Raw genomic sequence first — 22773 nt, 5'->3', positions numbered from 1 at the left:
GGTGAATTCTCGCCTGCCCAGAGACTCCACGCATCTCATGACATCGAGCAGCCAACCGCGAACCTCAAGAGACTCGCTTCTGAGAAAGAGCGTCTTCTGCCATTCGTGAAGAACGGCTTCCTTCGGACGAATGATGCCGTTCTGAACGATGTGGATTTTGCCTGCCTCCGGCACCTTGCCGATCAGGATGTTCGAGCCGATCCAGCCAGCGCGGCGCGCGTTCGCCGCCAGAGGTTTTCGTTCTTCGATGATGTCGCGAATGAAGAAGTGTTTTGGAACGATGAATAGGTTCACGACCGAAAGAGATTTCGGATCGTAGTTCATCAGTAAGAGATTTGGATTATTGCTCGCAGCCAAACGTTCGCATTTGGTCTTGTAAGCGCCGTCGGCGACCTTTACGCCGAATTTTCCTTTCTGACTCTTCAACTCGAATTCTTCGCTGCACGAGGAACAGAGGAAGTCGGCAACGGGACTGTTGTTCGGAAACTGGGACATCTTGGCGTTGCCGCAATGCGGGCAGTATGCCCACAACTTGACCCATGCTTCCGTCCACGCACGGGCGCTTTGCGAGGCGCTCGCGTAGGTCGATTGTGCCTCTTCGAAGCCGAGTTTCATGACGCCAGCCTAGCCGGACTGACGCGAATTGCTAGCCTGCGTCCCTACCTTCGCTTCCACCCCCCGCGCTTCCCCGGCGCGCCGCCGCTTGAGCGCGGCGAGGGGCCGAACTCGGGGCCGGAGTGCTGCGAGTTGGTAGGCTGGATGACCCGGCTATCGCCGCCGAATGGCCGTTCCGGCAGCGCGCGGCCCGCACGGTAGGGCAGCGATTCCGGCCCGTGCATCTCGTCGAGATGCGGTTTGTGCACCTTGGAGCCGCCGCGGATTTCGTTGGACGAAGGCAACAGCGGATCCCGCTCGCGCGACTTGCCGCCACTGCGCTTCTTCATCGCCGTCGTCGGCAGGTTTGCGGCTTCGCCGTATTTTTTCGCGCCCGCATAGGCGCCGGCTCTGCCGGTGACCGCCTTCTGCTTCGCGGTGGGATCGTCGACCACGGCCATTTCCGTCGCACGCAACCGCTTGACCTCGTCGCGCAGCCTGGCGGCTTCCTCGAAATTGAGATCGGCAGCGGCTTCGCGCATCCGCGTTTCGAGATCGGCCAGCACCGCTTCGAAATTATGCCCGATCGAAATCACGTCGTCGGACCATCCAGACCCCTTGCCGCCATCGCCGATCTCGACCAGCACATGGTCCCGTTCGTAGACCGAATTGAGGATATCGCCGATCGATTTCTTCACGCTCTCCGGCGTGATGCCGTTGGCCTTGTTGTACTCGACCTGCTTCTCGCGGCGGCGGTTGGTCTCCGCCATCGCCCGCTCCATCGAGCCGGTCATCTGATCCGCATAGAGGATCACCTTGCCGTCGACATTGCGCGCCGCGCGGCCGATGGTCTGGATCAGCGAGGTCTCGCTGCGCAGGAAGCCTTCCTTATCGGCGTCCAGAATCGCAACCAGCGCACATTCGGGAATGTCGAGGCCCTCGCGGAGCAGGTTGATGCCGACCAGCGCATCGAAGGCCCCTAACCGCAGGTCGCGGATGATCTCGATGCGCTCGATGGTGTCGATGTCGCTGTGCATGTAGCGCACGCGAATACCTTGCTCGTGCAGATATTCGGTGAGGTCTTCGGCCATGCGTTTGGTCAAGACCGTGATCAGCGAGCGGTAACCTTTAAGCGCGGTGGCGCGGACCTCGCCGACGAGGTCGTCGACCTGGGTGCGCGCCGGTCTGATGTCGACCGGCGGATCGATCAGCCCGGTCGGGCGGATCACCTGCTCGACGAACACGCCGCCGCTCTCGTTGAGCTCCCAACCGCCGGGCGTCGCCGACACCGCGACCGTCTGCGGGCGCATCATGTCCCATTCCTCGAAACGCAAGGGACGGTTGTCCATGCAGGAGGGCAGGCGGAAACCGTATTCGGCCAGCGTCGCCTTGCGGCGGAAGTCACCGCGGAACATGCCGCCGATCTGCGGGATGCTGACGTGGCTCTCGTCCGCAAACACCAGCGCATTGTCCGGCACATATTCGAACAGCGTCGGCGGCGGCTCGCCGGGGCGGCGGCCGGTGAGATAGCGCGAGTAGTTTTCGATGCCGGCGCAGCTTCCCGTCGCTTCCATCATCTCGAGATCGAAGGTGGTGCGTTGCTCCAGCCGCTGCGCTTCCAGCAGGCGGCCCTGGTTGTTGAGCTGGTCAAGCCGCATCTTCAATTCGCTCTTGATCGCCTTGATCGCCTGTACCAGCGTCGGGCGCGGCGTCACATAGTGCGAATTTGCATAGACCTTGATGAATTCGAGCTCGTCCTGCTTGTGGCCGGTGAGCGGATCGAACTCCTCAATGGTCTCGACAGTGTCGCCGAACAAATTCACGCGCCAGGCCCGGTCCTCATAGTGCGCCGGGAAGATGTCGATGACGTCGCCGCGGACACGGAAGGTGCCGCGCGAGAAATCGGCCGAGGTGCGCTTGTATTGCAGCGCGACGAGATCCGCGATCAATTGCCGCTGGTCGATGCGCTCACCCTTCTTCAAGGCAAAGGTCATCGCGGTATAGGTCTCGACCGAGCCGATACCGTAGATGCAGGAGACCGAGGCGACGATGATGACGTCGTCGCGTTCGAGCAGCGCGCGCGTCGCGGCATGGCGCATGCGGTCGATCTGCTCGTTGATCGAAGAATCCTTCTCGATATAGGTGTCGGTGCGCGGAACGTAGGCTTCCGGCTGGTAATAGTCGTAGTAGCTGACGAAATACTCGACCGCGTTGTCGGGAAAGAAATTCTTGAACTCGCCGTAGAGCTGCGCGGCCAAGGTCTTGTTCGGCGCCAGGATCAGCGCCGGGCGCTGCGTCGCCTCGATCACCTTGGCCATGGTGTAGGTCTTGCCGGAGCCGGTGACGCCGAGCAGCACCTGGGTGCGGTCGTTCCGCGCGATACCTTCGACGAGCTCGGCGATCGCCTGGGGCTGATCGCCCTTCGGCTGATACTCCGACTTGATCTCGAACCGGACGCCGCCTTCGCTTTTTTCGGGACGCGGCGGGCGATGCGGCGTCCACACTTTCAGGGAGCCGTCTTCCTTGCGGAATTCGGGGCGGCCGTCGCGGATCAGGTTTTCCAGCGCTTCGGCCGTGGCTTTCACGCCGAGCGCTTCCATCTTGCTCTTCGGCGGCCGCGCCAGGGCTTCCTCGTCGTCCTCGGCGGTCGGTAGCCCAAGCTGCCGCGCCAATTCGGGATCGAGGGTGGGGATGGTGGCCGAGGTGCCGTAATTGGCTGGCGCGAATTCGCGTTGTGGGGCTTCGCCGAAGCCTGAAGGCTCGGACTCGGGTTTTCGTGCGCCGACCGGCTGCGGATTGGGCCGCAGCGGCATCGGATAGGGATCGGCCGAGGTCTCCGGGAAATTCTTCGGCGTCGAGGCGCGGGCGCGGTGCGCCGCCGCTTCGCCGCCGGCGCGGCGGTCGCGTGAGTTGTCCGGCGGCGGCTGCAAGCCCGTACCGGAACCCATGCCGGCATCGCCGCGGTTGATCGCGGGATTGAGCAATTCCGCCAGCGCAGGGCCGATCGGCTGCACGTCGGGGCGGTGCGCCTTCGATTTAGGGGTTTTCGTGCCGGGCTTTTGGGGGGAATTCGGGGACTTCGCCATGGGCGGAATATGGGACGAGTCACGGCCCGAGAAAAGGGCTGGTGAAAGGTTCAGGAACCGGGCTATCGACAGCCCGTTGCGTTGTCAGCAGTTGTCAGGAAGGCGACCAAACCGCAAAGTGTGGCGGCATATTTTTGAGGAATTCAATGCCCGACATTCATCCGCTCGCAGGCAAGCCCGTCGCGCCGTCGATGCTCGCCAATATCCCGCGCCTGGTGACCGCCTATTTCGCGGGCAAGCCGGACCCGAAAGTGGCGACGCAGCGAGTCGCGTTCGGCACCTCGGGCCATCGCGGTTCGGCGCTCAACAACGCCTTCAACGAGGCGCATATTCTGGCCATCAGCCAGGCGCTGTGCGATTACCGAGCCGAGAAGAATCTGGACGGTCCGCTGTTTATCGGTATCGACACCCATGCGTTGGCCGAGCCGGCGCTGGCGAGCGCGCTCGAAGTGTTCGCGGCCAATGGCATCACCGTGATGATCGACGCGAACGACGGTTACACGCCGACGCCGGTGATCTCGCACGCGATCCTGACCTACAACAAAGGCCGCCAAAGCGGCTTCGCCGACGGCGTCGTGGTCACGCCCTCGCACAATCCGCCCGAAGACGGTGGCTTCAAATACAATCCGCCGAATGGCGGGCCCGCCGATACTGACGTCACCGGCGCGATCGAACGCGCCGCCAACCGTTATCTCGAGAACGGTCTGGAAGGCGTCAAGCGCATCAGCTACGAGCGCGCGCGCAAAGCGTCTTGCGTGCATCGCCACGACTACGTCACGCCCTATGTCGCCGATCTCGCCGACGTGCTCGACATGGAGGCGATCAAGGGCGCCGGCGTGAAGATCGGCATCGATCCGCTCGGCGGAGCCGCGGTGCACTACTGGCGACCGGTCATCGCGCGCTACGGTCTGAACGCGACGCTGATCCGCGAAGACGTCGATCCGACCTTCCGCTTCATGAGCCTCGATTGGGACGGCAAGGTCCGGATGGATTGCTCCTCGCCTTATGCGATGGCGCAGTTGATCGGCATGCGCGAAAAGTTCGACGTCGCCTTTGCCAATGACACCGACGCCGACCGTCATGGCATCGTCACCGCGACCGGCGGGTTGATGAATCCGAACCATTTTCTGGCTGCCTCGATTGCGTTTCTGTTCGAGCATCGGCCGCAATGGAAAAAGGACAGTGCGGTCGGCAAGACCATCGTCTCCAGCGCAATCATCGACCGCGTCGCGAAGAAAATCGGCCGTAAGGTGGTGGAGACGCCGGTCGGCTTCAAATGGTTCGTCGACGGTCTCGTCGGTGGCGGCTTCGGCTTCGCCGGCGAGGAGAGTGCAGGCGCCTCGTTCCTGCGCAAGGACGGTTCGGTGTGGACCACCGACAAGGACGGTATCATCATGGGCCTGCTCGCCGCCGAGATCACCGCCAGGACCGGCCGCGATCCGAGCCAGCTGTTTTCCTCGCTCACGGACGAACTCGGCATGCCCTTCTATGCGCGGATCGATGCCCCCGCGACGCCACAGCAAAAGAGCCTGTTCAAGTCCCTGACTGGCGAGAAGCTCGCAATGAGGGAACTCGGTGGCGAGAAGGTCACCGCGGCGCTGACCGCCGCACCCGGCAACGGTCAAGCGTTCGGCGGGATCAAGGTCGTGGCCGAGAACGGCTGGTTCGCGGCGCGCCCCTCAGGCACCGAAGACGTCTACAAGATCTATGCGGAAAGTTTTCGCAGCGAGGCGCATTTGCGTCAGATTCAGCAGGAAGCGCAATCGGCGATGGCTCGCGTGTTCGCCGGCTGAAGGCTTACGCCGCTGGCGCGGGGCTGGTCGACGGGCCGTTGACGATGTCAAGGTGAATGCCGCCGCAGCGGGTGCAGCGCATGGTCCAATACTCGGCGCCGCCACGGCCGCCGATTACGCGCAGCACCCGAAGCTGGCCGTCGCAGTCAGGGCAGTTCGACCTGACATCGGCGGAGGAGTTGGACTTGTGGTCATGCATGAGCCGCCCTCCGCTTTTGTTCCGGCATGACGGACCGCCGGTTGAGGTAGTCGATGCGGGTCTTGGCGTCGGCAATGGCCGCTTCGGCATCCGACCAAGCGAAGCCGACCTCAAGCTCGGGAAATGAAACGCCGTCGATAACGACGGGTTCGCAGTCCGCGCGGCGGATTCGGGCGTGCCAAAGCCCCTTGCCGAGCTCGAATGCCTCGATTTGAAAGCCGTCGTAAGTCATTTCAAGTCCCCGCGGATCCGCCGATCTGGACAAGGATCAAACCACGAACCGATCCAAGTGGCTGTGAACTGCTTCACAGTTTCGGGAGAAGTTCGACGTTATGGCTCTGGCGGCCTATATAAGCGGCGCACAAACGGAGGAATCGATGGAGGAGGCGGCGGATTCGCTGGTTCTTGATCTGGTGGAGTGGATTGCCCGGGAACCGCGTCCGTATCAGGAGGTCATTGCCGCCTGGCGGACCTCATGTCCGCGTCTCACGATCTGGGAGGACGCCGTCGATCGCGGATACGTCGCCCGCGCCGGCAATTCGGGTCCTCGCGGCATGGTCGTCGTCACCGACGACGGAAAAGCGTGGCTGCGCACGCATGGCCGCTTGAGCTGATGATCTTGGGGGAAGCGTGATGATGACGCCGGGTTTCGCGCGCGCTCGGACGTTTGCAGCGTCCATCGCAGGGCTTGCGATGTTCGCCGCCATACCAGCCATTGCTGGCGAAAAAATCTACGATCCGCCGGTGGGCAGCCGCTGGAGCATCGAAACGCAGATGCAGGGCGAAGAAGTCAGGCCCGATGGCACCGCGACCTCGTTGATCAAGACCCGCGCGGAATTGACCATCGAGCAGAAGACGGCGGACGGATACCGGATTTCCTACGTGCAGCGTGGTGCCACGGTCGAGGGCAATGCGCGAAGCGTGCCATTGCGGCGCGCCTACGCGAAGGCGCTTGAGGACGTGGTGATTCGCGCCAGCACGGACGCAGCCGGCAAGCCGTTGCGCATCGACAATCTCGAGGAAGCGAGGCGCCAGATCCGTGCCAGAGCCGATGAACTGGTCGGACAATTTGATCGCCGGCCCGCTGCGCGCGCGCTGTTCGACCAGTTGATGGCGGAATTGGTCGAAGTCGACGCCAGCAGCGCCGCCGGCGTCTATATCGACTCGCTCGCTCTGCTCGCAGCGGCGCAAAACACCGGCATGAAGCAAGGCGAAGTCAGGCAGGTGACGAAGCCTGCGGAAAATCCGCTCGGCGGCGATGCGCTGAAATCGAACGAGCGCTTCGAACTGGTCGAAACCGACGCCACGGCGAGCCGGCTCAAATTCGTCAATGCTACCTCGGTCGATCCCGCTGCCATGAACGAATTCATGCAGTCCTTTGCGCGGAGCCTGCTCGCGGCCTCGGGCGACAGCGTGACGCCGGAACTCGTCAATCGGCTGGTCGATTCGATGGTGTTTTCATTCGGGCGACAAACCGAGTTCGAGGTTCAGGATGGCATGACGCAAAAGGTCGCCGAAAGGTCGACGACGGTTTTTCGCGGCATGGAACAGAACCTGATCCAGACCGATACGCGGACGATTAGGATGACGCCGGCGCCGTGAGCAGGTGAGCCGCATTCCGCTTGCAGGCGTATCTCTCTTGGTTCTGGTCCGAGGGCGAATTTTCGGCGGTCTTGCTGAGAAGAACCGGTGTCACGGCGCCGCGGATGATTCAAAAATAGCTTTTTAATAGCCAAAACGCGTACGCAATTTTGCGCGTGCCTTGGATGACAAGCCCGCCGCATTGATCCAAAGTGGTTCCGGCGGGCGGGTTTGCTATTTCTGTGGGTGGCTCCGCTTGCTTGTAGCGAGGGGGACGAGAATTTGCGTGAGGGAGTTTTGGCGCTTCGCATCGGTACGGCATTGGCCGTGCTGATCGTCGGCAACGCGGTCGGATCATTTGCGGTGATGGCTCAATCCGGTCGTTCCGATCCGCTGCTCAACGCCGGGCCGCCGGTATGGGACGCCAATCACGACGGCGTCTTCACCTGCGACGAATGGAAGAAGTTCATGGAGCAGCTGTTCGCTTCCGCCGACAAGGGTCGCAAGGGTTTTCTTAATCCCGCTGAATTCGAGGCGATCAAGAAAGCCGATCCGTCGCTTGCCCAGGCCGACTTCGGCTACTTCGACGAGAACCATGACGGCAAGATTTCGCGCAAGGAATTCGTCGAAAAGCCGAGTGTCTTCATCCTGCGCTTCGACAAGAATGGCGATTGCCGTGTCACGCCGGACGAACTGAAAGCGGCAACCACGCCGCAGCCGACGGGCGGGCCGCAGGAACGGCCGCGCGACCGCTTTCACTGAGACCAAGCCGCACGTGACGTGCGGCTGAATTAAGTAGTGGGTGATGTCTAGTCTCGGGCTCGCCGCTCCTCGTCGCGCAGCAGCGTTTCGATCGTATGGCGCTGCTCATCGGCCAGCGCTTCCGATTTCAGCAGGCTTCGGTATCGCGCGATATTTTGCCGATGCACGAACATTTCGGGGGATTCGTCCGATTTCCAGGTTGTGGATGTTTCGTTCATGGCCTGAGCGCGCATGAACTGCGCCAGCTTGTGCTCGAGACTGGCGGCTGCGACCAAGGCTCTCGAATGCAACTGAACGGTTTCACGAACCAGCGACAACAGCAAAAGGCTTGAGGCGAGCAGGCCGAAGAGCCGTCCGGCATAGAAGCCGATATCGAAACGGTTAGACCCGATCACGGCCGAAAGCGCGATGTCGAACAGCCATATCCACATCACCAGCATCAGCCAAAGGTCCATGACCCTCTGTTCGCGTCGCCAAAGCAGGACCAAGCCGGCAAGCGTCAGCGCCCAAACCGCCGGGCTGACGCCTTTCTTCACCAGAAGCGAATAGTTGCTGCCCTCCATCACCACCGGCAGCAGGTCGTGTCCCCATGTCGCAAACAGGGTAAGCAGGACGGTGAGCGCGCCCATGGCGAGCATCGAGCCTGCGATTGCCCAGCCGACCTGCAGTCGCGTCCATGGCTTCATCGCCGCGGCGATCTCTTGCCGGCTGGCAAGCGAATAGCACAGCACCAGGATCGCGAATCCGCCATGCCAGAAAACGTAAAGCCACGCCGTCGTCTGATCCTTGGCCCCGAGCAGGCCCGTCGGCCAGAACAGGCCGGGGAAACTCAGAGCGTGCGGAATGATGATGAGGGTGTCGAACAGATACGCCGCAGCCAGAAACAGCAGGCCGCGCGTTTGCACGCGAGCGAACTGGTCGAACAACAGTAACGCAGTCACCAGGTCGATGAAGAACAGCACGGCCTCATAGGCCGGGATGAAGGCCGGCAGTTCCAGCAACGGGATCGTTGCGAACGGAGCGACGGCAATGAAGGCAAGCAGGCTCGCGATGGCCAGAGCCAGCGCTGCGCGTTTCTGGCGCGACGTCGCCAAGGCCGTCGAGAGCATCGACTGACGTCGATCGGCTTTAACTACCCCTGTATCAACCATGGCAGATGGCTCGAAATATCAAGGTCCATTTGCTCTTTCGGGTTGCTCGGCAAAGCCACGCGATCGTGTGGCTGAGTTCCTATGCGACCGGACCGCCAAACGCACGCCATCGGCTCATCCCACCAGCATAATGCCGGGCGTCTCGTCGTCCAGCGGACAAAGCGCGACGCAAGGCCTTTGCCGAACGCCCGCCTGCCTGGCAGATCAGGACCATCGGCTTTCCCTTCGCAATCTTGGCCGGGTCGAAGCTCGACAATGGATGATTGATCGCGCCGGCGATGTGACCGCTCTTGAATTCGTGAGGTTCGCGGACATCGACGAGGATGCAAGTCTTCTCCTTGAGAGCCCGCACGAGTTCGTCATGTTCAATAGCTGGAACGCTCGCCGAGCTGACCAGCTTTTGCAGGAGTCCCGATATCATTGTTCGTACCCTCCGCGCTAAATCGCAGCCTCAAGGGAAGTTTTCTGAAACTCTTCATACGCGGCGATCGCGTCGGCGGCGTACATCAGGGACGGGCCGCCGCCCATATAGACGGCCATGCCAAGCGCCTCCTCGACTTCCGGGCGTGTGGCGCCGAGCTTGACCAGCGCTTCGGTATGAAATCCGATGCAGCCGTCGCAATGCGCGGCCACACCAAGCGCAAGCGCGATCAGCTCCTTGGTTTTCTTGTCAAGCGCGCCGTCCCGGCTTGCTGCTTGTGCGAGTGTGGAAAATCCCTTCATGACGTCGGGAATGTCGTTGCGGAGTTTCCGCAAGTTTGCGGATATCTGCCTGGTGATTTCCGGATAACTCTTGTCCATGTGGTGCCTCGTTAGCTTGATTTGGGGGCGGCTGCGGGTACCTCGCGCGGTGCGCGCAGGGCGATGTAGATCGCGGGGATGACCAGCACCGTGAGCAGCGTCGAAGAGGCGAGGCCAAACAGCAGCGAAATCGCCAGCCCCTGAAAGATCGGATCGAGCAGGATCGTTGCTGCGCCGATCATAGCGGCGAGTGCCGTCAGCAGGATCGGCTTGAAGCGGACCGCACCGGCCTCAAGCACCACCTCGCGCAGCGGCTTGCCCTCGCTACCGGAATGGCGGATGAAATCGACCAGCAGGATCGAGTTGCGCACGATGATGCCGGCGAGCGCGATGAAGCCGATCATCGAGGTTGCGGTGAACGGTGCTCCCAGCAGCCAGTGTCCGATCAGGATGCCGATCAGGGTCAGCGGGATCGGCGTCAGGATAACCAGCGGCAGGCGAAAACTCCGGAATTGGGCGACGACGAGCACGTAGATGCCGAGGATTGCAGCCCCAAACGCCGCACCCATGTCGCGGAACGTCACCCAGGTGATTTCCCACTCGCCGTCCCACAATAGCGTCGGATGCGTTTCGTCGACCGGCTGACCGTGCATTTTCACGGTCGGCTTGGGCAACGCGCCCCAATCATGCGTTTCGATGCGGCTATCCACCTCGAGCATGCCGTAAAGCGGCGCCTCGAAACGTCCGGCCAGTTCCGCCATCACCATGTCGGCGAAGCGGCCATCACGGCGGAAGATGACGGGCGTGCCTTGCTCCATCGTCGCCTTCACGACCTGGCCCAACTCGACGACCGTCTTGCTTCCGGGCAGCGTATTGGCGGGCACCGGGGTCGAGGCCAGCGCTTCGTCCCAGACCAGATCGCGCTTGGGCAGCCGCACAGCGATCTCGATCGGGTTGCGGTCCTCGCCGCGGTGCGAGTAGCCGATCGGAATGCCGCCGAACAGCGCCTGGATGGTGTCGTAGACGTCGCGCTGCTCGACGCCGAAGAATTCGAGCCGGTCCTGATCGATCGACAGCCGAAGCCGCGGCCGCCTTTCGCCAATCGAATCGTCGACATCGACGATGAAGGGCACTTCTGCGAAGATCTTCTTCAGCTCGACTGTGACCGCGCGGCGCGTGGCGGCGTTCGGACCATAGACCTCGGCCAGCAGCGTCGAAAGCACGGGCGGACCCGGGGGCACCTCGACCACCTTGATGCTGGTGCCGGAGGGAAGCTCGAGCGCCTTCAATTGCCGCCGAAGCTCAAGCGCAATCTCGTGGCTGGCGCGCTTGCGTTCGCCCCTAGACGTGAGGTTGACCTGCAGTTCCCCAAGTTCGGGTCGTTCACGCAAGTAATAGTGGCGCACCAGGCCGTTGAAGTTGAATGGCGCCGCGGTGCCGGCATAGGACTGCAGCGAGGTCACCTCCGGCACGTGCCGCGCGATCTCCGCGGCACCGATTAGCGCGCGCTCGGTGGCTTCCAGGCTTGCGCCTTCCGGCAGATCGACCATGACCGCAATTTCCGACTTGTTGTCGAACGGCAGCAACTTGACTGTGACGGATTTGGTCGCAAACAGCGTCATCGACACCAGCGTGGCAACGCCAACCGCGAGCAGAAACCGCCAAGACGCACGCTTGCTGCTGACGATCGGCGTGGCAAAGCGACGGTAGAGCGCGCCGAGCCGGCCCTCGCTGTGCGCGGCATGCGCCGGGCCGCTACGGGTTTTCGGCGCGAGCCGCAGCATCAACCAAGGCGCGACCACCATGGCGACAAAGAACGAGAACAGCATGGCTGCAGAAGCGTTGGCCGGAATCGGCGCCATATAGGGCCCCATCAGCCCCGACACAAACAGCATCGGCAACAGCGCGGCAACCACGGTCAGCGTGGCGACGATGGTCGGGTTGCCGACCTCCGCGACGGCTTCGATGGTTGCCTGCAGGCGAGGGCGGCCGTCATTCATGGCCCAGTGGCGCGCGATGTTCTCGACCACCACGATCGCGTCGTCGACCAGAATGCCGATCGAGAAGATCAGGGCAAACAGGCTGACGCGGTTGATGGTGTAGCCCATGAGGTTGGCGGCGAACATCGTCAAGAGGATCGTCGTTGGGATAACGACCAGCGTCACGACCGCCTCGCGCCAGCCGATCGCGATCGCGATGAGCACGACGATCGACAGCGTCGCCAGACCCAGATGAAACAATAGTTCATTGGCTTTTTCGTTGGCGGTTTCGCCGTAGTCGCGGGTTACCGTAACTTCGACGTCGCTGGGAATGAGGTTGGATTTCAGTCCTTCCAGACGGTGGGCGACATCTTCGGAGACCACTACCGCGTTGGCACCGGCTCGCTTGGCGAGCGCCAGGCTGACCGCGGGCACCCGCGTCCATTGTCCTTTGCTGTCCCGAACGTCATTCCAGACCCGATGATCGACCGTGCTTGGCCCGATCACGACGCTGGCGACATCCCTGACATAGACCGGACGTCCGTCGCGGGTCGAAACCAGCAGCAGTCCGATGTCGGGAATGCCCGACAGCGTTTGGCCGGCGGCGACCCCGCGCACCGTGCCGGCATCGCGAACCTGACCGGCGAGAAAGGACCGGTTCGCGTCCTTCACTTTTGCGACCAGTTGCTGAAGCGTGACGCCATAGAGCGAGAGTTTTTCCGGGTCGGGCTCGACCCTGATTTCCTGCGGCGCGCCGCCTGAAATATAGGTCAATCCGATATTGTCGACCTTCATGAGCTCGGCGCGCAGCTTGTCGGCGAGTTCGAACAGGTCCTTGTCGGTCCAGCGTTCGGCGGCCTCTGGCTTCGGCGAGAGCGTCAATACCGTCACGGCGACATCATTGATTCCGCGGCCGACGATCAGCGGCTCGGGGATGCCGACGGGGATGCGGTCGAGGTTGGCGCGCATCTTCTCGTGAACGCGCAGGATGGCGTCCTCGAATTTGGTGCCGACCAGAAAGCGCGCGGTGACCATCACGCGATCGTCTTCGGTCTGGCTGTAGACGTGCTCGACACCGTCGATGCCCTTGACGATGGACTCCAGCGGCTTGGTGACGAGTTCGACCGCATCAGGACCGCGCAATCCGTCCGCGCTGACGCGGATATCGACCATCGGTACGCTGATCTGCGGCTCTTCCTCGCGCGGAATCACGACGACCGCGATCAGGCCGACCACGAGGGCAGCGAGCAGGAACAAGGGCGTCAGCGGCGAGGCAACGGTTGCCTGGGTCAGCCGGCCTGAGAGTCCGAGATTCACGGCCGCTCCAATTGGTCGCCGGTGCGAAGCCCGGACAGGATTTCAAGCCCTTCGGGGAGCGCGGCCGTCGGCATCTCATGCCCGCGCTGCACCGGCACTTCGATCGTGCCGTCTCCGTTACGGAGGCGAACGTAATCGATGCCAAAGCGCGTCTTGACGTAACTCGATGGGATGACGAATGCCGGCCGCGTGCCGCCGGAAATCCAGACCCGCAAGCGGTCGCCAACGAAATATTCGCCGATGCCTTCGACGGTTGCATCCGCGACCACCCGGCCTTCCTCGATCTGGGGATAGACAAGATCGATCACGCCCGATCTGGCGGTATGCTCGCCGGATTCATCGCCGTCGAGACGAATGCGGTCGCCGGCTTTGAGGAAGCGGGCGTGCTCTTCCGGCAGTCGCAGCCGCAGCTTGAAATTCTGCTGCGCGACCGTGACGACGGGATCGCCCGGCAAGACAACAGAACCCACTGCCACCAGGCGTTTCAACACACGGCCGTCCTGCGGAGCGAGCACCTGTCCCTCCGTCTGCTGTTGCTGGACCACGCCACGTTCGGCGATCTTGGCTCGAAGATTGTTTTGCGAGACGTTGAGAAGTGTACGCGCCTCATCGAGCCGGGTACGCGGAAGTGTCCCGCGTTCGACCAAGCCTTCGATGCGATCAAAATCGGTTTGCGCCTGATCGGCCTGGGCCTGCAACGCCTGTATCTGGGCGTCGAGCGCCTTCATCTGCAGTACGAGCTTCTCGTCGCCCACCACGGCAATTGCTTGTCCGCGCGTCACCGCATCGCCTTCCCGGACGTGGAGCTGTGCGATGGTGCCGCCGATGCGGCTGCGCGCCGGCACCACGCTGATGCTTTCGACGGTGGCAAACACCGCCTTTTCGTCGGCGATCGAGAGCTGGTTGACCGTGAGCGGTTCCGCGCCGGCTGCGACAGAAGTGATCGAAGAGAGCGACGCAGCCGCAGCCAAGAACCAAAAAGCTTGCCTAATCATAGCATCATCCATCCATCGCATCGTGGCGCTCGTCTCATAAATTCATCAGTGGGGGCGTTCCCGCGTTGATCTAACTCAACGCGACGCTCGGCCCGTGCTCTTAGCCTTGGGTGCGCAATAGGCTTGGTAGAGCGTCTTGAGGATCTCGCGGGCCGGTTCGCTCGCGATCGAATAGAAGATCGTCTGCGCATCGCGTCGCGCGGCTACCAGTCCGTCCTTGCGAAGGAGCGCAAGATGCTGGGAAACCGTGGAATCTCTCAATTCCAGGAATTCCGCCAGTTCGCCGACCGAGCGGTCGCCGTCGATCAACTGGCAGATGATGAGAAGCCTGTGGCGGTTGGAAAGCGCCTTCAGCAGGTTGCTCGCCTGATCGGCGGCGCGCTCCATGATCTTCATATCAATATTCATAGTTGCGTATATACGAAGTTACGAATATATAGTCAAGCGCCGCGAGACGGCCGGATCCCGACCGGCGAGGCGGTCAACCCAGATGGAGGTAACCGTGGCTGAAGTTGTCGTAATCGGAGCCGGTCTCAGCGGGACGCTGATGGCCTATGAGTTGCTGCCCCAGCTGAGAAAGGAAGATCGCCTGAGCGTGATATCGCAAGGTGCGACCTATCATTTCGTGCCATCCAATCCCTGGGTCGCGATCGGCTGGCGCAAGCGCGACGAAATCGAAATCGATCTCTCCGAGATCATGAGGCGCAAGGGCGTCCAGCTCCTGACGCAAGGCGCCAAGCGCGTCCATCCGGACGCCAATCGGATCGAACTCGGCGACGGCTCGTCCATCAGCTACGACTATCTCGTGGTTGCAACCGGTCCCGAGCTTGCGTTCGACGAAATTCCAGGATTGGGCCCGCAGGGCTACACGCAATCGATCTGCCACGTCGATCACGCCTCAAAGGCGAAGGAAGCCTTCGAACAGCTCGCGGCCAAACCCGGCCCCGTGGTGATCGGCGCGGTGCAGGGCGCATCCTGCTTCGGTCCGGCCTACGAATTCCTGTTCATCCTGGAAACCGAGTTGCGCCGCCGCAAGCTGCGCGATCAGGTGCCGATGACCTTCGTGACCTCGGAGCCCTATATCGGTCATCTCGGCCTCGATGGTGTCGGCGACACCAAGGGTCTGCTCGAAAGCGAGATGCGCGAAAAGCACATCAAGTGGATCACCAACGCACGAATCGATCGCGTCGAACCGGGCAAGATGACGGTGGAGGAATTCGCCGAAAACGGCACGGTTCACAAGGCGCACGAACTGCCGTTCGCGTATTCGATGATGTTGCCGGCCTTTCGCGGCGTCGACGCGGTCCGCGGTATCGAGAAGCTGACCAATCCGCGTGGCTTTGTCATCGTCGACAAGCATCAGCGTAACCCGGCTTTTCCGAACGTGTTCGCGGTCGGTGTATGTGTGGCGATCGCGCCGGTCGGCGCCACGCCGGTTCCGGTCGGCGTACCGAAGACCGGCTTCATGATCGAATCGATGGTGACGGCGACCGCAATGAACATCGGTGCGCTGCTTCGCGGCGAGGTGCCGAAGGCGCAGCCGACCTGGAATGCGATCTGTCTTGCCGATTTCGGCGATTCCGGCGTTGCCTTCCTCGCGCAACCGCAAATTCCGCCGCGCAATGTCAACTGGTCGTCGAAAGGCGAGTGGGTCCACTACGCGAAAGTGGCCTTCGAGAAGTATTTCCTCCGCAAGATGCGGCGCGGCGAGAGCGAACCGTTCTACGAACGCTTCGTGCTCAACCAGCTCAACATCGGCAAGATCAAGGAGGTCAAGACCGGCACATGAGCGCGATCCGTCACATCGTTTGTGGCCATTGTGGGCGGACCAACCGGCTGCCGGTGGAGCGCGCGTCCAAGGACGCGCGCTGCGGTGCGTGCCATCAGCCGATCTTCACCGGCCATCCGATCGAGGTTGATGAGGAAGGGTTTGGCCGCCACGTCGCCAACAACGATATTGCCGTGCTCATCGATGTCTGGGCGCCATGGTGCGGTCCGTGCCGCGCGATGGCGCCGATGTTCGAGCGTGCGGCTCTCGCGCTTGAGCCCAAAGTCCGCCTTCTGAAGCTGAATTCCGATCAGGCGCCGGCCGTCTCGTCGCGGCTCAATATCACGGGTATCCCGACCCTGGTCTTGATGCGAGGCGGGCGCGAGATCGCGCGGCAGTCCGGCGCCATGGACGCCCGGAGCATCGTTGCCTGGACAGAGGCCGGGCTCGCCCGTTCGTAAACGCATTTTGGTAAAAAGGAGAACGTCATGAATGTCGATAAAGCTGTCCTGGCCTTCGCTGGATTCGTCGTGCTGTTCGGGCTCGCACTCGGGACTTATGTCAGTCCGTATTGGTACCTGCTGACAGTGTTTGCCGGACTGAACATGATCCAGGCCTCGTTTACCGGTTTCTGCCCGGCGGCGATCGTTTTCAAAAAGCTCGGCTTGCGCGGCGGATGCGCCTTTAATTGAAGCCGGGTATCGACCGAAGTCGTCAATCCGCCGCGTAATGCGAGCGAGAGCCATTGCAAGGATGCCTGTGCATGACCGATGAAACCTTCATCGAAGGTCCGCTCTACGAAAAGCGCAAGAAGGTCTATCCGCAGTCGGTCCACGGCAGATTTCGCCGCATCAAGTGGACGATCCTCTGCATCACCCTCGGCGTGTACTACCTGTTGCCGTTTGTGCGGTGGAATCGGGGTCCGGGTCTGCCCAGCCAGGCCGTGATGGTCGATTTTCCGAACCGACGATTCTACTTCTTCTTTATCGAGCTGTGGCCGCAGGAAGTCTACTACTTCACGGGACTGCTCATTCTCGCCGCCATGGCGCTGTTCCTGATGAATGCGGTCGCTGGCCGCCTGTGGTGCGGCTACCTCTGTCCGCAGACGGTCTGGACCGATCTGTTCTACGCAGTCGAGCGCTGGGTCGAGGGTGACCGCCGCGATCGCATGCTGAGCGACAAGCGCGGCTGGACGTTCACCCATATTCGACGCGTCGCGCTCAAGCATTTTCTCTGGATCATGATCGCCTGGTGGACCGGCGGCGCCTGGGTGCTGTACTTCGCCGACGCGCCGACGCTGGTGTGCGATCTCGCGACGTTGCAGGCACCGTTTGTCGCGTACCTGTGGATCGGCATCCTGACCGCGACCACCTATATGTTCGCCGGCCATGCCCGCGAGCAGGTCTGCATTTACATGTGTCCGTGGCCGCGGATTCAGGCGGCATTGACCGACGAATGGGCGCTCAACGTGACCTATCGGCGCGACCGTGGCGAGCCGCGCATGTCGGTCAAGAAGGCCGAGCAAGCCCGCGCGCATGGTGAGGTCGCAGGTGATTGCGTCGACTGCCATCAATGCATCAACGTCTGCCCAACCGGCGTCGACATCCGCAACGGCATCCAGTTGGGCTGCATCCAGTGCGGCTTGTGCATCGATGCCTGTGACACCGTCATGCGGGAGATCGGGCGCCCCACCACGTTGATCGGTTATGACACTGACATCAACGCCGAGCGGCGGCGCGAAGGCAAGCCTCCGGTCTATCGGCTGATCCGGGCGCGCACGCTGATTTATGCCGCCATCATCTTGGTCGTCGGCGGCATCATGCTCTACTCGCTTGCGACGAGAAGCATGTTGAGCGTCAACGTGCTGCACGACCGCAACCCACTGTTTGTACAGCTCGCCGATGGCGGAATCCGCAACAACTATACCGTTCACATCCTCAACAAAGGTGCCGAGCGATCGTTTGCGCTGGACGTATCGGGTCTGCCGGGTGCGACCTTGCGCGTCATCGGCGCCGACCGGCAGACGGATGGAAAGCCGGTTGTCGAAGTCGGGCGCGACCAGACCGGAGAATTCAGAATCTCGGTGCAGGTCGATCGGGCAGTGGTGCCTGAGATGACGGTCGACATTGCGATCGAAGTTACCGACTTGGTCAGTGGGAAGACCGCCCGCGCCAGCGATCATTTTGTCCCGGCGAGCCGGTGAACCTCAATTCGCGCCGGGGCTGATGCGATGTGGCAGATCGCGCGCGGCGCCTCGTGGCCTTCGCATTATCCGCGAGGCAGCAACTGGCGGAGAAATCCCGTCAGGTCGGTGACGACGAGGTCGGCATGCCCTGGCTTTGCGACGCGACCCGCATCTTCGAACAACGGATCGACCACGAAAACGGTCTTCATGCCCAGTTGATGCGGCACCAAGAGATTGCCCGGGCGGTCCTCGAACATGGCCGCGGTCCTTGGATCGACCCCGTGGGCTTCGAAAAAGCCCGCAAATGCGCTCAAGTTCGGTTTGCCGATGAATTCGCTGTCCTCGATACTGGCGATGGCCTCGAACAGTTCGGCCATGCCCATGGCGGCGAGCGCGGCGATGGCGTGGCCGCGCGGCGCGTTGGTGAAGATGATGCGCCGGCCCGGCAGAGCGCGCAGTGCTTCGATCAGATCGTCGTTGTGCACCAGCACCGACAGATCGATGTCGTGAACGAAATCCAGAAAGGCGTGCGGCGAAACCCCGTGCAGTTGGACCATGCCCTGCAACGTCGAGCCGAAGCGCTCGTAATAGTCGACATGGATAGCCTCGGCAGCGGCGCGGCCGATCTTCATGTGATCGGCGATGAATGACACGACGCGCGCCTTCATCTGACCGTGCAGGTCGACCGATCGCGGATAGAGCGTATCGTCGAGATCGAACACCCAGGTGTCGACATGCGCGAACGATTCGCGCAGGCTTGGTTGGGTGCCGTCGTTAAGCGTGATTGTAGAAAAGGTCATCGGCCCGTTGGTATCGGCCGGCCGCGCATTCGTCTAGCGCGCGGCCTCCTTCAGCCGTCGGATGGTTCGTTGCGCACTCGGCTTGATGTCCTGCACATCGAGGCTGATATCGAGCGCGCGGATCGAGTGGGTGAGGTCGCCGACCGAGATGATATCGACACCGGTTTCGGCAATCGGCACGATGGTCTGCTCGTTGATGCCGCCCGAGGCTTCGGTCATGGCGCGCCCGTTGACCAGCTTGAGGCCGGCCTTCATTTCGTCGAGATCCATGTTGTCGAACATGATGATCTCAACGCCGCAGGCGAGTGCCTCCTCGACCATTTCGAGGGTTTCGCATTCTACCTCGATCTTGAAAGTGTGCTGCGCCGTGGCGCGCAAGGTTTCGATCGCATTGGTGATCGAGCCCGCGATCTTGATGTGGTTGTCCTTGACCAGGATGCAGTTCGCGAGGCTGAAGATGTGGTTGTGGGCGCCGCCGACGCGCACCGCATATTTCATGATCATGCGCAGGCCCGGCCATCCCTTGCGGGTGTCGGTGATGCGCACCTTGGTGTGCTTGACCAGATCGGCGTAGCGCCGGGTCTTGGTCGCAATGCCGGACATCTGCTGAATCCAGTCGAGCGCATTGCGCTCGATGATGAAGAAGGTCGAGGCGCGCGCCTTGACGCGCAACAGCACGGTGCCGGGCCCGACCGGATCGCCGTCCTGTACCGCGTATTCAATCTGCGCCTCGGGGTCGATCTGCTTGATGGTTTCGTCGGCGAGCAAGAGGCCACAGACGATACCGGTGCCCTTGGCATAGATCTGCGCAGTCTGGATCGGGTCGTCGCCGACCAGAAAGCCGCCCGTGGTGTCGCCGGGGCCGAGTTCTTCGCGCAATGCCTGTTCGACCAGCGGCCGGATCATGAATCGGTTCAGTCTCATCGGATTGGTCCTTCTGATCTTTACGAAGAAAGCTTGTCGGTAAATGCCTTGCCCGCCTTCATCACGAGATGGAGTTTCTCGCGCTTCTGCATGACGGAAATATCGTCGAGCGGATTGCCGTCGACGACGAGAATGTCGGCGGCTCTGCCGGGCGTGAGCGCGCCGAGGTCGGGACGTTCGATGCACTCGGCCGCCTTGCTGGTGGAGGCGACGATGACCTGCATCGGCGTCATGCCGAGCCAGTTCACCATGAATTCCAGTTCAACCATGTTTTCGCCGACCAACAGACGATGCGACTGGTCGGTGCCCATCGCCACCTTGACGCCGCGGCGCACGGCTTCCTTCCAGATCGGGATCTGTCCCTGCATGCGGTCGTAGATCTCCTTGTCCTTGACGTCTTCCTGACCCATCTGGTGACCGGCCCAGGATTTGTCGCTGCCGCGCTTTTTCACCGACAGCGGCACCAGCGCCAGCGTCGGAACCCACCAGGTCTTCATCTCCAGCATCTTGTCGATCGCCTGCTCGTCGATGAACCAGCCGTGCTCCAGCGAGTGGATGCCGGCCTGAACTGCGTTGCGTATGCCATCGATGCCTTCGGCATGAACCGCGACACGGCGTCGCTTGGCGGCGGCTTCTTCGACCGCCGTCCTGATTTCCTCGATCGTGAACTGCGGCTCGTCCCAGCTGTCGGTGACGGATGTAATGCCGCCGGTCGCGCAGATCTTGATGAAGTCGGCGCCGCGCATCAGCAGTTCGCGGACAAGGCGGCGGATTTCCTCGACGCCGTCGGCTACCGTGTCAGGCAACCACGCGCGCTTCTTGATCCGCATGTCGGCCGGCACCCAATAGTCGCCATGGCCGCCGGTTTGCGAAATCATGCCGAGCGAGATCAGAAGCCGCGGGCCGTCGATCAGGCCTTCCTCTATCGCGGCCCTGAAACCGGCATCGGCACCGCCCATGTCGCGTGCCGTGGTGATGCCGCAGGCGAGCGTCTGGCGAAAAATATCGATCGATCGAAGCACATTATATGTCGGCGTATTCAACAGATGCTGTCGCATGTCGCGCGCACGATAGGTGCCATGAACGTGGCAATCGATGAAACCCGGCAAGATCGTTCGGCCGGCCGCGTCGAGGCGTATGGCCTTGGCAGGAATAGCTACGTTTCGCTCAGCTCCCGCTGCAATTATTCTCCCGTCTTCGATCACAACGGCGCCGCGCTGGACCGGCTCGCCACCGAGCCCATCAATCAATGTACCGCCGACAATCGCCGTCAACATTCGCGCGCCCTTATCACCCATTTGAAAAGCTAACAGGCGGAAAACCAAGGCGAAGTGCCACAGGCCGTTCAATCCATGGGTCCACCGGCTCTGGACCCATATCTGCACTGACGCGGCTTTGTCGAGGCGCTAACGCTCAAAGATCGGACGACCAAATGTCTCAGGACAGATCGATCGTGACCGTCTTTACCTCGGTATAGAACGCAAGCGCGTCCATCCCGAGTTCGCGGCCTATGCCCGAGCGCTTGGTGCCGCCGAACGGAGCGAACAGGCTGGTCGAACTCGCGCTCGGCAGTCCGTTGACGGCGATCATGCCGGTGCGGACGGCTTTGGCGACCCGCAAGGCCCTGCCGATGTCGCGCGACCAAACCGAGCCATTGAGGCCATAGACGGAATCGTTGGCCTTGCGGACCGCATCATTCTCGGTCTCAAACGATGTGATGCTGCACACCGGACCAAACACTTCCTCATTATAGAGCGGCATATCGGCCGTGACGCCGCCGAACACCGTCGGCAGAAAGAAATTGCCGTCCGGCAAATCGTCGGGACGGTGTCCGCCTGTCAGAAGCCTGGCGCCTTGCTGTTCGGCGCCGCGAACGCTGCGCTCGACGCGTTGCCAGTGCGCCGCTGAGATCAGCGGGCCGAGCGTCGTCGTGGGGTCGAGCGGTGAGCCGAGCCGGAGCATCTTGAGTTCGCCAAGCAGCGCTTCGGTGAAAGGCGCGATGGCCGATTTCTGCACCAGAAAACGCGAGCGCGCCGAGCAGGATTGCCCGGCGTTGCCAAAGGCGCCCGATACCGCGCTCTTTGCAGCGCCTGCGATATCGGCGTCGTCGAAAACGATGCAGGCGTTCTTGCCGCCGAGCTCCAGCGCAACCTTCTTCACGGTTCCCGCCGCAGCCCGCATCACTTCGGTGCCGACCGCGGTCGAACCGGTAAACGAGATGCCGTCGATCGCCTCATGGGTGGCGAGCAACTGGCCGATCTCGGCACCACCGGGCAGGATATTGACGATTCCCCTTGGCACACCGCATTCGGCGATGATCTCGGCAAGCAGCAGCGTCGACAGCGGCGTCAAAGGTGACGGCTTCAGCAGACAGGCGCAACCGGCGGCCAGCGCGGGAGCCAATTTCCAGGCCGCGGCAAGCAGCGGAAAATTCCATGGCGTGATCTGCGCAACAACACCGAGCGGTTCGTGCAGCGTGAAATTGAGCAGTTGCTCGGACACCGGAATGGTGTCGCCGAAGAACTTGTCCATCGCGCCGGCGTAGTAGTTGAAAACCCTGGCCGTGCCGGCAACTTCGCGGCGCGCGCCCGTGATCGGCTTGCCGCCATTGACGCTTTCGAGCAGCGCCAGATCTTCGGCACGCGCCAGGATGCGGTCGGCGATCCGGCGCAACACTTGCCCGCGCTCGAACACCGGCATTTTTGGCCAGTCGCCGTCATCGAAGGCGCGGCGCGCGGCAGCGATCGCCTTCAGCGCCTGTTCGCGGTTCGCCGAATGAACGCGCGCCAGGGTCTCGCCGGTGGCCGGATCCAGCAGCGGCTCGCTGGCAAGGCCGGGCTGTTCGAATACGCCATCGATGAACGGCGTCAGCGGAAGCTTTGGCAGCTTGGCCGTCAT

The 22773-nt window shown here is 62.1% G+C and carries 23 protein-coding genes; 9 read left to right on the top strand and 14 right to left on the bottom strand.

The features are described 5' to 3' along the window. Nucleotides 1–615, bottom strand: a 615-nt coding sequence (locus VFL62_RS20255; RefSeq protein ID WP_325174160.1) for a DpnI domain-containing protein, incomplete at its 3' end; no start/stop codon positions are given. A 44-nt stretch (nucleotides 616–659) separates the two neighbouring features. Further along, on the bottom strand, nucleotides 660–3680 hold the full coding sequence (uvrB, locus tag VFL62_RS20250) for an excinuclease ABC subunit UvrB (protein WP_325174159.1): 3021 nt from the start codon (nucleotides 3678–3680) through the stop codon (nucleotides 660–662). A 146-nt stretch (nucleotides 3681–3826) separates the two neighbouring features. Here uvrB and pgm point away from each other — a divergent pair, with 146 nt between their 5' ends. After that, nucleotides 3827–5473, top strand: coding sequence for a phosphoglucomutase (alpha-D-glucose-1,6-bisphosphate-dependent) (gene pgm, locus VFL62_RS20245; RefSeq protein WP_325174158.1), 1647 nt, complete (start codon nucleotides 3827–3829; stop codon nucleotides 5471–5473). A 4-nt stretch (nucleotides 5474–5477) separates the two neighbouring features. Here the strand turns inward: pgm and VFL62_RS20240 are convergent, their stop codons facing one another. Continuing rightward, nucleotides 5478–5672 (bottom strand): hypothetical protein, encoded by a 195-nt coding sequence (locus tag VFL62_RS20240; RefSeq protein WP_325174157.1) that lies wholly within the window; start codon nucleotides 5670–5672, stop codon nucleotides 5478–5480. Continuing rightward, complete coding sequence (locus VFL62_RS20235; RefSeq protein WP_325174156.1) at nucleotides 5665–5904, bottom strand: hypothetical protein; 240 nt, start codon at nucleotides 5902–5904, stop codon at nucleotides 5665–5667. Before VFL62_RS20235 ends, VFL62_RS20240 begins: the two co-directional genes overlap by 8 nt. 145 nt (nucleotides 5905–6049) lie before the next feature. Here VFL62_RS20235 and VFL62_RS20230 point away from each other — a divergent pair, with 145 nt between their 5' ends. The 3 genes from VFL62_RS20230 to VFL62_RS20220 all read left to right on the top strand — a co-directional run bounded on the left by VFL62_RS20230 (nucleotide 6050) and on the right by VFL62_RS20220 (nucleotide 8015). Continuing rightward, nucleotides 6050–6286: a hypothetical protein gene (locus VFL62_RS20230; protein WP_325174162.1), complete on the top strand. Its 237-nt coding sequence runs from the start codon at nucleotides 6050–6052 to the stop codon at nucleotides 6284–6286. A gap of 19 nt (nucleotides 6287–6305) precedes the next feature. Further along, on the top strand, nucleotides 6306–7274 hold the full coding sequence (locus VFL62_RS20225) for a hypothetical protein (protein ID WP_325174155.1): 969 nt from the start codon (nucleotides 6306–6308) through the stop codon (nucleotides 7272–7274). Nucleotides 7275–7535: 261 nt separating this feature from the next. Beyond that, nucleotides 7536–8015, top strand: coding sequence for an EF-hand domain-containing protein (locus VFL62_RS20220; protein ID WP_325174154.1), 480 nt, complete (start codon nucleotides 7536–7538; stop codon nucleotides 8013–8015). A 47-nt stretch (nucleotides 8016–8062) separates the two neighbouring features. On the opposite strand, the gene VFL62_RS20215 is transcribed toward VFL62_RS20220, so the two are convergent. The 6 genes from VFL62_RS20215 to VFL62_RS20190 form a co-directional block, all read right to left on the bottom strand. After that, complete coding sequence (locus VFL62_RS20215) at nucleotides 8063–9124, bottom strand: MASE4 domain-containing protein (RefSeq protein ID WP_325174153.1); 1062 nt, start codon at nucleotides 9122–9124, stop codon at nucleotides 8063–8065. 121 nt (nucleotides 9125–9245) lie between these two features. Continuing rightward, nucleotides 9246–9587, bottom strand: coding sequence for a rhodanese-like domain-containing protein (locus tag VFL62_RS20210; RefSeq protein ID WP_325174152.1), 342 nt, complete (start codon nucleotides 9585–9587; stop codon nucleotides 9246–9248). Between the two features lie 17 nt (nucleotides 9588–9604). Further along, the gene (locus tag VFL62_RS20205) at nucleotides 9605–9967 is read right to left on the bottom strand and encodes a carboxymuconolactone decarboxylase family protein (RefSeq protein ID WP_325174151.1); all 363 of its coding nucleotides are present in this window, start codon (nucleotides 9965–9967) and stop codon (nucleotides 9605–9607) included. An 11-nt stretch (nucleotides 9968–9978) separates the two neighbouring features. Further along, nucleotides 9979–13203 carry an efflux RND transporter permease subunit gene (locus tag VFL62_RS20200; protein ID WP_325174150.1) on the bottom strand — a complete coding sequence of 1075 codons (3225 nt, stop codon included), beginning with the start codon at nucleotides 13201–13203 and terminating at the stop codon, nucleotides 9979–9981. Beyond that, nucleotides 13200–14198: an efflux RND transporter periplasmic adaptor subunit gene (locus VFL62_RS20195; RefSeq protein WP_325174149.1), complete on the bottom strand. Its 999-nt coding sequence runs from the start codon at nucleotides 14196–14198 to the stop codon at nucleotides 13200–13202. The genes VFL62_RS20200 and VFL62_RS20195 overlap by 4 nt, the downstream gene beginning before the upstream one ends. A gap of 75 nt (nucleotides 14199–14273) precedes the next feature. Then, nucleotides 14274–14585, bottom strand: coding sequence for a metalloregulator ArsR/SmtB family transcription factor (locus tag VFL62_RS20190; protein WP_325174148.1), 312 nt, complete (start codon nucleotides 14583–14585; stop codon nucleotides 14274–14276). A 115-nt stretch (nucleotides 14586–14700) separates the two neighbouring features. Between VFL62_RS20190 and VFL62_RS20185 the strand changes: the two genes are divergently transcribed. The 4 genes from VFL62_RS20185 (at nucleotide 14701) to ccoG (ending at nucleotide 18169) form a co-directional block, all read left to right on the top strand. Continuing rightward, nucleotides 14701–15987 (top strand): FAD/NAD(P)-binding oxidoreductase, encoded by a 1287-nt coding sequence (locus VFL62_RS20185; protein ID WP_325174147.1) that lies wholly within the window; start codon nucleotides 14701–14703, stop codon nucleotides 15985–15987. Continuing rightward, nucleotides 15984–16427 carry a thioredoxin family protein gene (locus VFL62_RS20180; protein ID WP_325174146.1) on the top strand — a complete coding sequence of 148 codons (444 nt, stop codon included), beginning with the start codon at nucleotides 15984–15986 and terminating at the stop codon, nucleotides 16425–16427. Before VFL62_RS20185 ends, VFL62_RS20180 begins: the two co-directional genes overlap by 4 nt. A gap of 27 nt (nucleotides 16428–16454) precedes the next feature. Beyond that, nucleotides 16455–16658 (top strand): DUF2892 domain-containing protein, encoded by a 204-nt coding sequence (locus VFL62_RS20175; RefSeq protein WP_325174145.1) that lies wholly within the window; start codon nucleotides 16455–16457, stop codon nucleotides 16656–16658. A 71-nt stretch (nucleotides 16659–16729) separates the two neighbouring features. After that, on the top strand, nucleotides 16730–18169 hold the full coding sequence (gene ccoG, locus VFL62_RS20170) for a cytochrome c oxidase accessory protein CcoG (RefSeq protein WP_325174144.1): 1440 nt from the start codon (nucleotides 16730–16732) through the stop codon (nucleotides 18167–18169). 65 nt (nucleotides 18170–18234) lie between these two features. Here ccoG and VFL62_RS20165 read toward each other — a convergent pair whose 3' ends face one another. Genes VFL62_RS20165 through VFL62_RS20155 form a run of 3 tightly spaced genes read right to left on the bottom strand, consistent with a single transcriptional unit; the run spans nucleotide 18235 to nucleotide 20933 of the window. Further along, on the bottom strand, nucleotides 18235–18951 hold the full coding sequence (locus tag VFL62_RS20165) for a pyrimidine 5'-nucleotidase (protein ID WP_325174143.1): 717 nt from the start codon (nucleotides 18949–18951) through the stop codon (nucleotides 18235–18237). Nucleotides 18952–18984: 33 nt separating this feature from the next. Next, nucleotides 18985–19875: a carboxylating nicotinate-nucleotide diphosphorylase gene (gene nadC, locus VFL62_RS20160; RefSeq protein WP_325174142.1), complete on the bottom strand. Its 891-nt coding sequence runs from the start codon at nucleotides 19873–19875 to the stop codon at nucleotides 18985–18987. A gap of 20 nt (nucleotides 19876–19895) precedes the next feature. Next, on the bottom strand, nucleotides 19896–20933 hold the full coding sequence (locus VFL62_RS20155; RefSeq protein ID WP_325174141.1) for an amidohydrolase family protein: 1038 nt from the start codon (nucleotides 20931–20933) through the stop codon (nucleotides 19896–19898). Between the two features lie 21 nt (nucleotides 20934–20954). On the opposite strand from VFL62_RS20155, the gene VFL62_RS20150 reads away from it, so the two are divergent. Beyond that, a complete protein-coding gene (locus VFL62_RS20150; protein WP_325174140.1) occupies nucleotides 20955–21185 on the top strand; it encodes a hypothetical protein in 231 nt (76 codons plus the stop codon). A 127-nt stretch (nucleotides 21186–21312) separates the two neighbouring features. Here VFL62_RS20150 and VFL62_RS20145 read toward each other — a convergent pair whose 3' ends face one another. Continuing rightward, entirely contained in the window at nucleotides 21313–22773 is a 1461-nt protein-coding gene (locus VFL62_RS20145) for an aldehyde dehydrogenase family protein (protein ID WP_325174139.1), read from the bottom strand.

The sequence above is a fragment of the Bradyrhizobium sp. genome (assembly GCF_035701725.1).
In the GTDB taxonomy this organism is placed as follows: domain Bacteria; phylum Pseudomonadota; class Alphaproteobacteria; order Rhizobiales; family Xanthobacteraceae; genus Bradyrhizobium.
Note: the sequence above shows the minus strand (reverse complement) of the source record. Positions and strands in the feature narration are given on the sequence as shown.

Bases quoted from the DNA above. Each gene is read 5' to 3' on its own strand.
- uvrB (WP_325174159.1), bottom strand. From the start codon at position 3,680: ATGGCGAAGTCCCCGAATTCCCCCCAAAAGCCCGGCACGAAAACCCCT.
- pgm (WP_325174158.1), top strand. From the start codon at position 3,827: ATGCCCGACATTCATCCGCTCGCAGGCAAGCCCGTCGCGCCGTCGATG.
- VFL62_RS20240 (WP_325174157.1), bottom strand. From the start codon at position 5,672: ATGCATGACCACAAGTCCAACTCCTCCGCCGATGTCAGGTCGAACTGC.
- VFL62_RS20235 (WP_325174156.1), bottom strand. From the start codon at position 5,904: ATGACTTACGACGGCTTTCAAATCGAGGCATTCGAGCTCGGCAAGGGG.
- VFL62_RS20230 (WP_325174162.1), top strand. From the start codon at position 6,050: ATGGAGGAGGCGGCGGATTCGCTGGTTCTTGATCTGGTGGAGTGGATT.
- VFL62_RS20225 (WP_325174155.1), top strand. From the start codon at position 6,306: ATGATGACGCCGGGTTTCGCGCGCGCTCGGACGTTTGCAGCGTCCATC.
- VFL62_RS20215 (WP_325174153.1), bottom strand. From the start codon at position 9,124: ATGCTCTCGACGGCCTTGGCGACGTCGCGCCAGAAACGCGCAGCGCTG.
- VFL62_RS20210 (WP_325174152.1), bottom strand. From the start codon at position 9,587: ATGATATCGGGACTCCTGCAAAAGCTGGTCAGCTCGGCGAGCGTTCCA.
- VFL62_RS20205 (WP_325174151.1), bottom strand. From the start codon at position 9,967: ATGGACAAGAGTTATCCGGAAATCACCAGGCAGATATCCGCAAACTTG.
- VFL62_RS20195 (WP_325174149.1), bottom strand. From the start codon at position 14,198: ATGATTAGGCAAGCTTTTTGGTTCTTGGCTGCGGCTGCGTCGCTCTCT.
- VFL62_RS20190 (WP_325174148.1), bottom strand. From the start codon at position 14,585: ATGGAGCGCGCCGCCGATCAGGCGAGCAACCTGCTGAAGGCGCTTTCC.
- VFL62_RS20180 (WP_325174146.1), top strand. From the start codon at position 15,984: ATGAGCGCGATCCGTCACATCGTTTGTGGCCATTGTGGGCGGACCAAC.
- VFL62_RS20175 (WP_325174145.1), top strand. From the start codon at position 16,455: ATGAATGTCGATAAAGCTGTCCTGGCCTTCGCTGGATTCGTCGTGCTG.
- ccoG (WP_325174144.1), top strand. From the start codon at position 16,730: ATGACCGATGAAACCTTCATCGAAGGTCCGCTCTACGAAAAGCGCAAG.
- VFL62_RS20165 (WP_325174143.1), bottom strand. From the start codon at position 18,951: ATGACCTTTTCTACAATCACGCTTAACGACGGCACCCAACCAAGCCTG.
- nadC (WP_325174142.1), bottom strand. From the start codon at position 19,875: ATGAGACTGAACCGATTCATGATCCGGCCGCTGGTCGAACAGGCATTG.
- VFL62_RS20155 (WP_325174141.1), bottom strand. From the start codon at position 20,933: ATGCGACAGCATCTGTTGAATACGCCGACATATAATGTGCTTCGATCG.
- VFL62_RS20150 (WP_325174140.1), top strand. From the start codon at position 20,955: ATGAACGTGGCAATCGATGAAACCCGGCAAGATCGTTCGGCCGGCCGC.
- VFL62_RS20145 (WP_325174139.1), bottom strand. From the start codon at position 22,773: ATGACGGCCAAGCTGCCAAAGCTTCCGCTGACGCCGTTCATCGATGGC.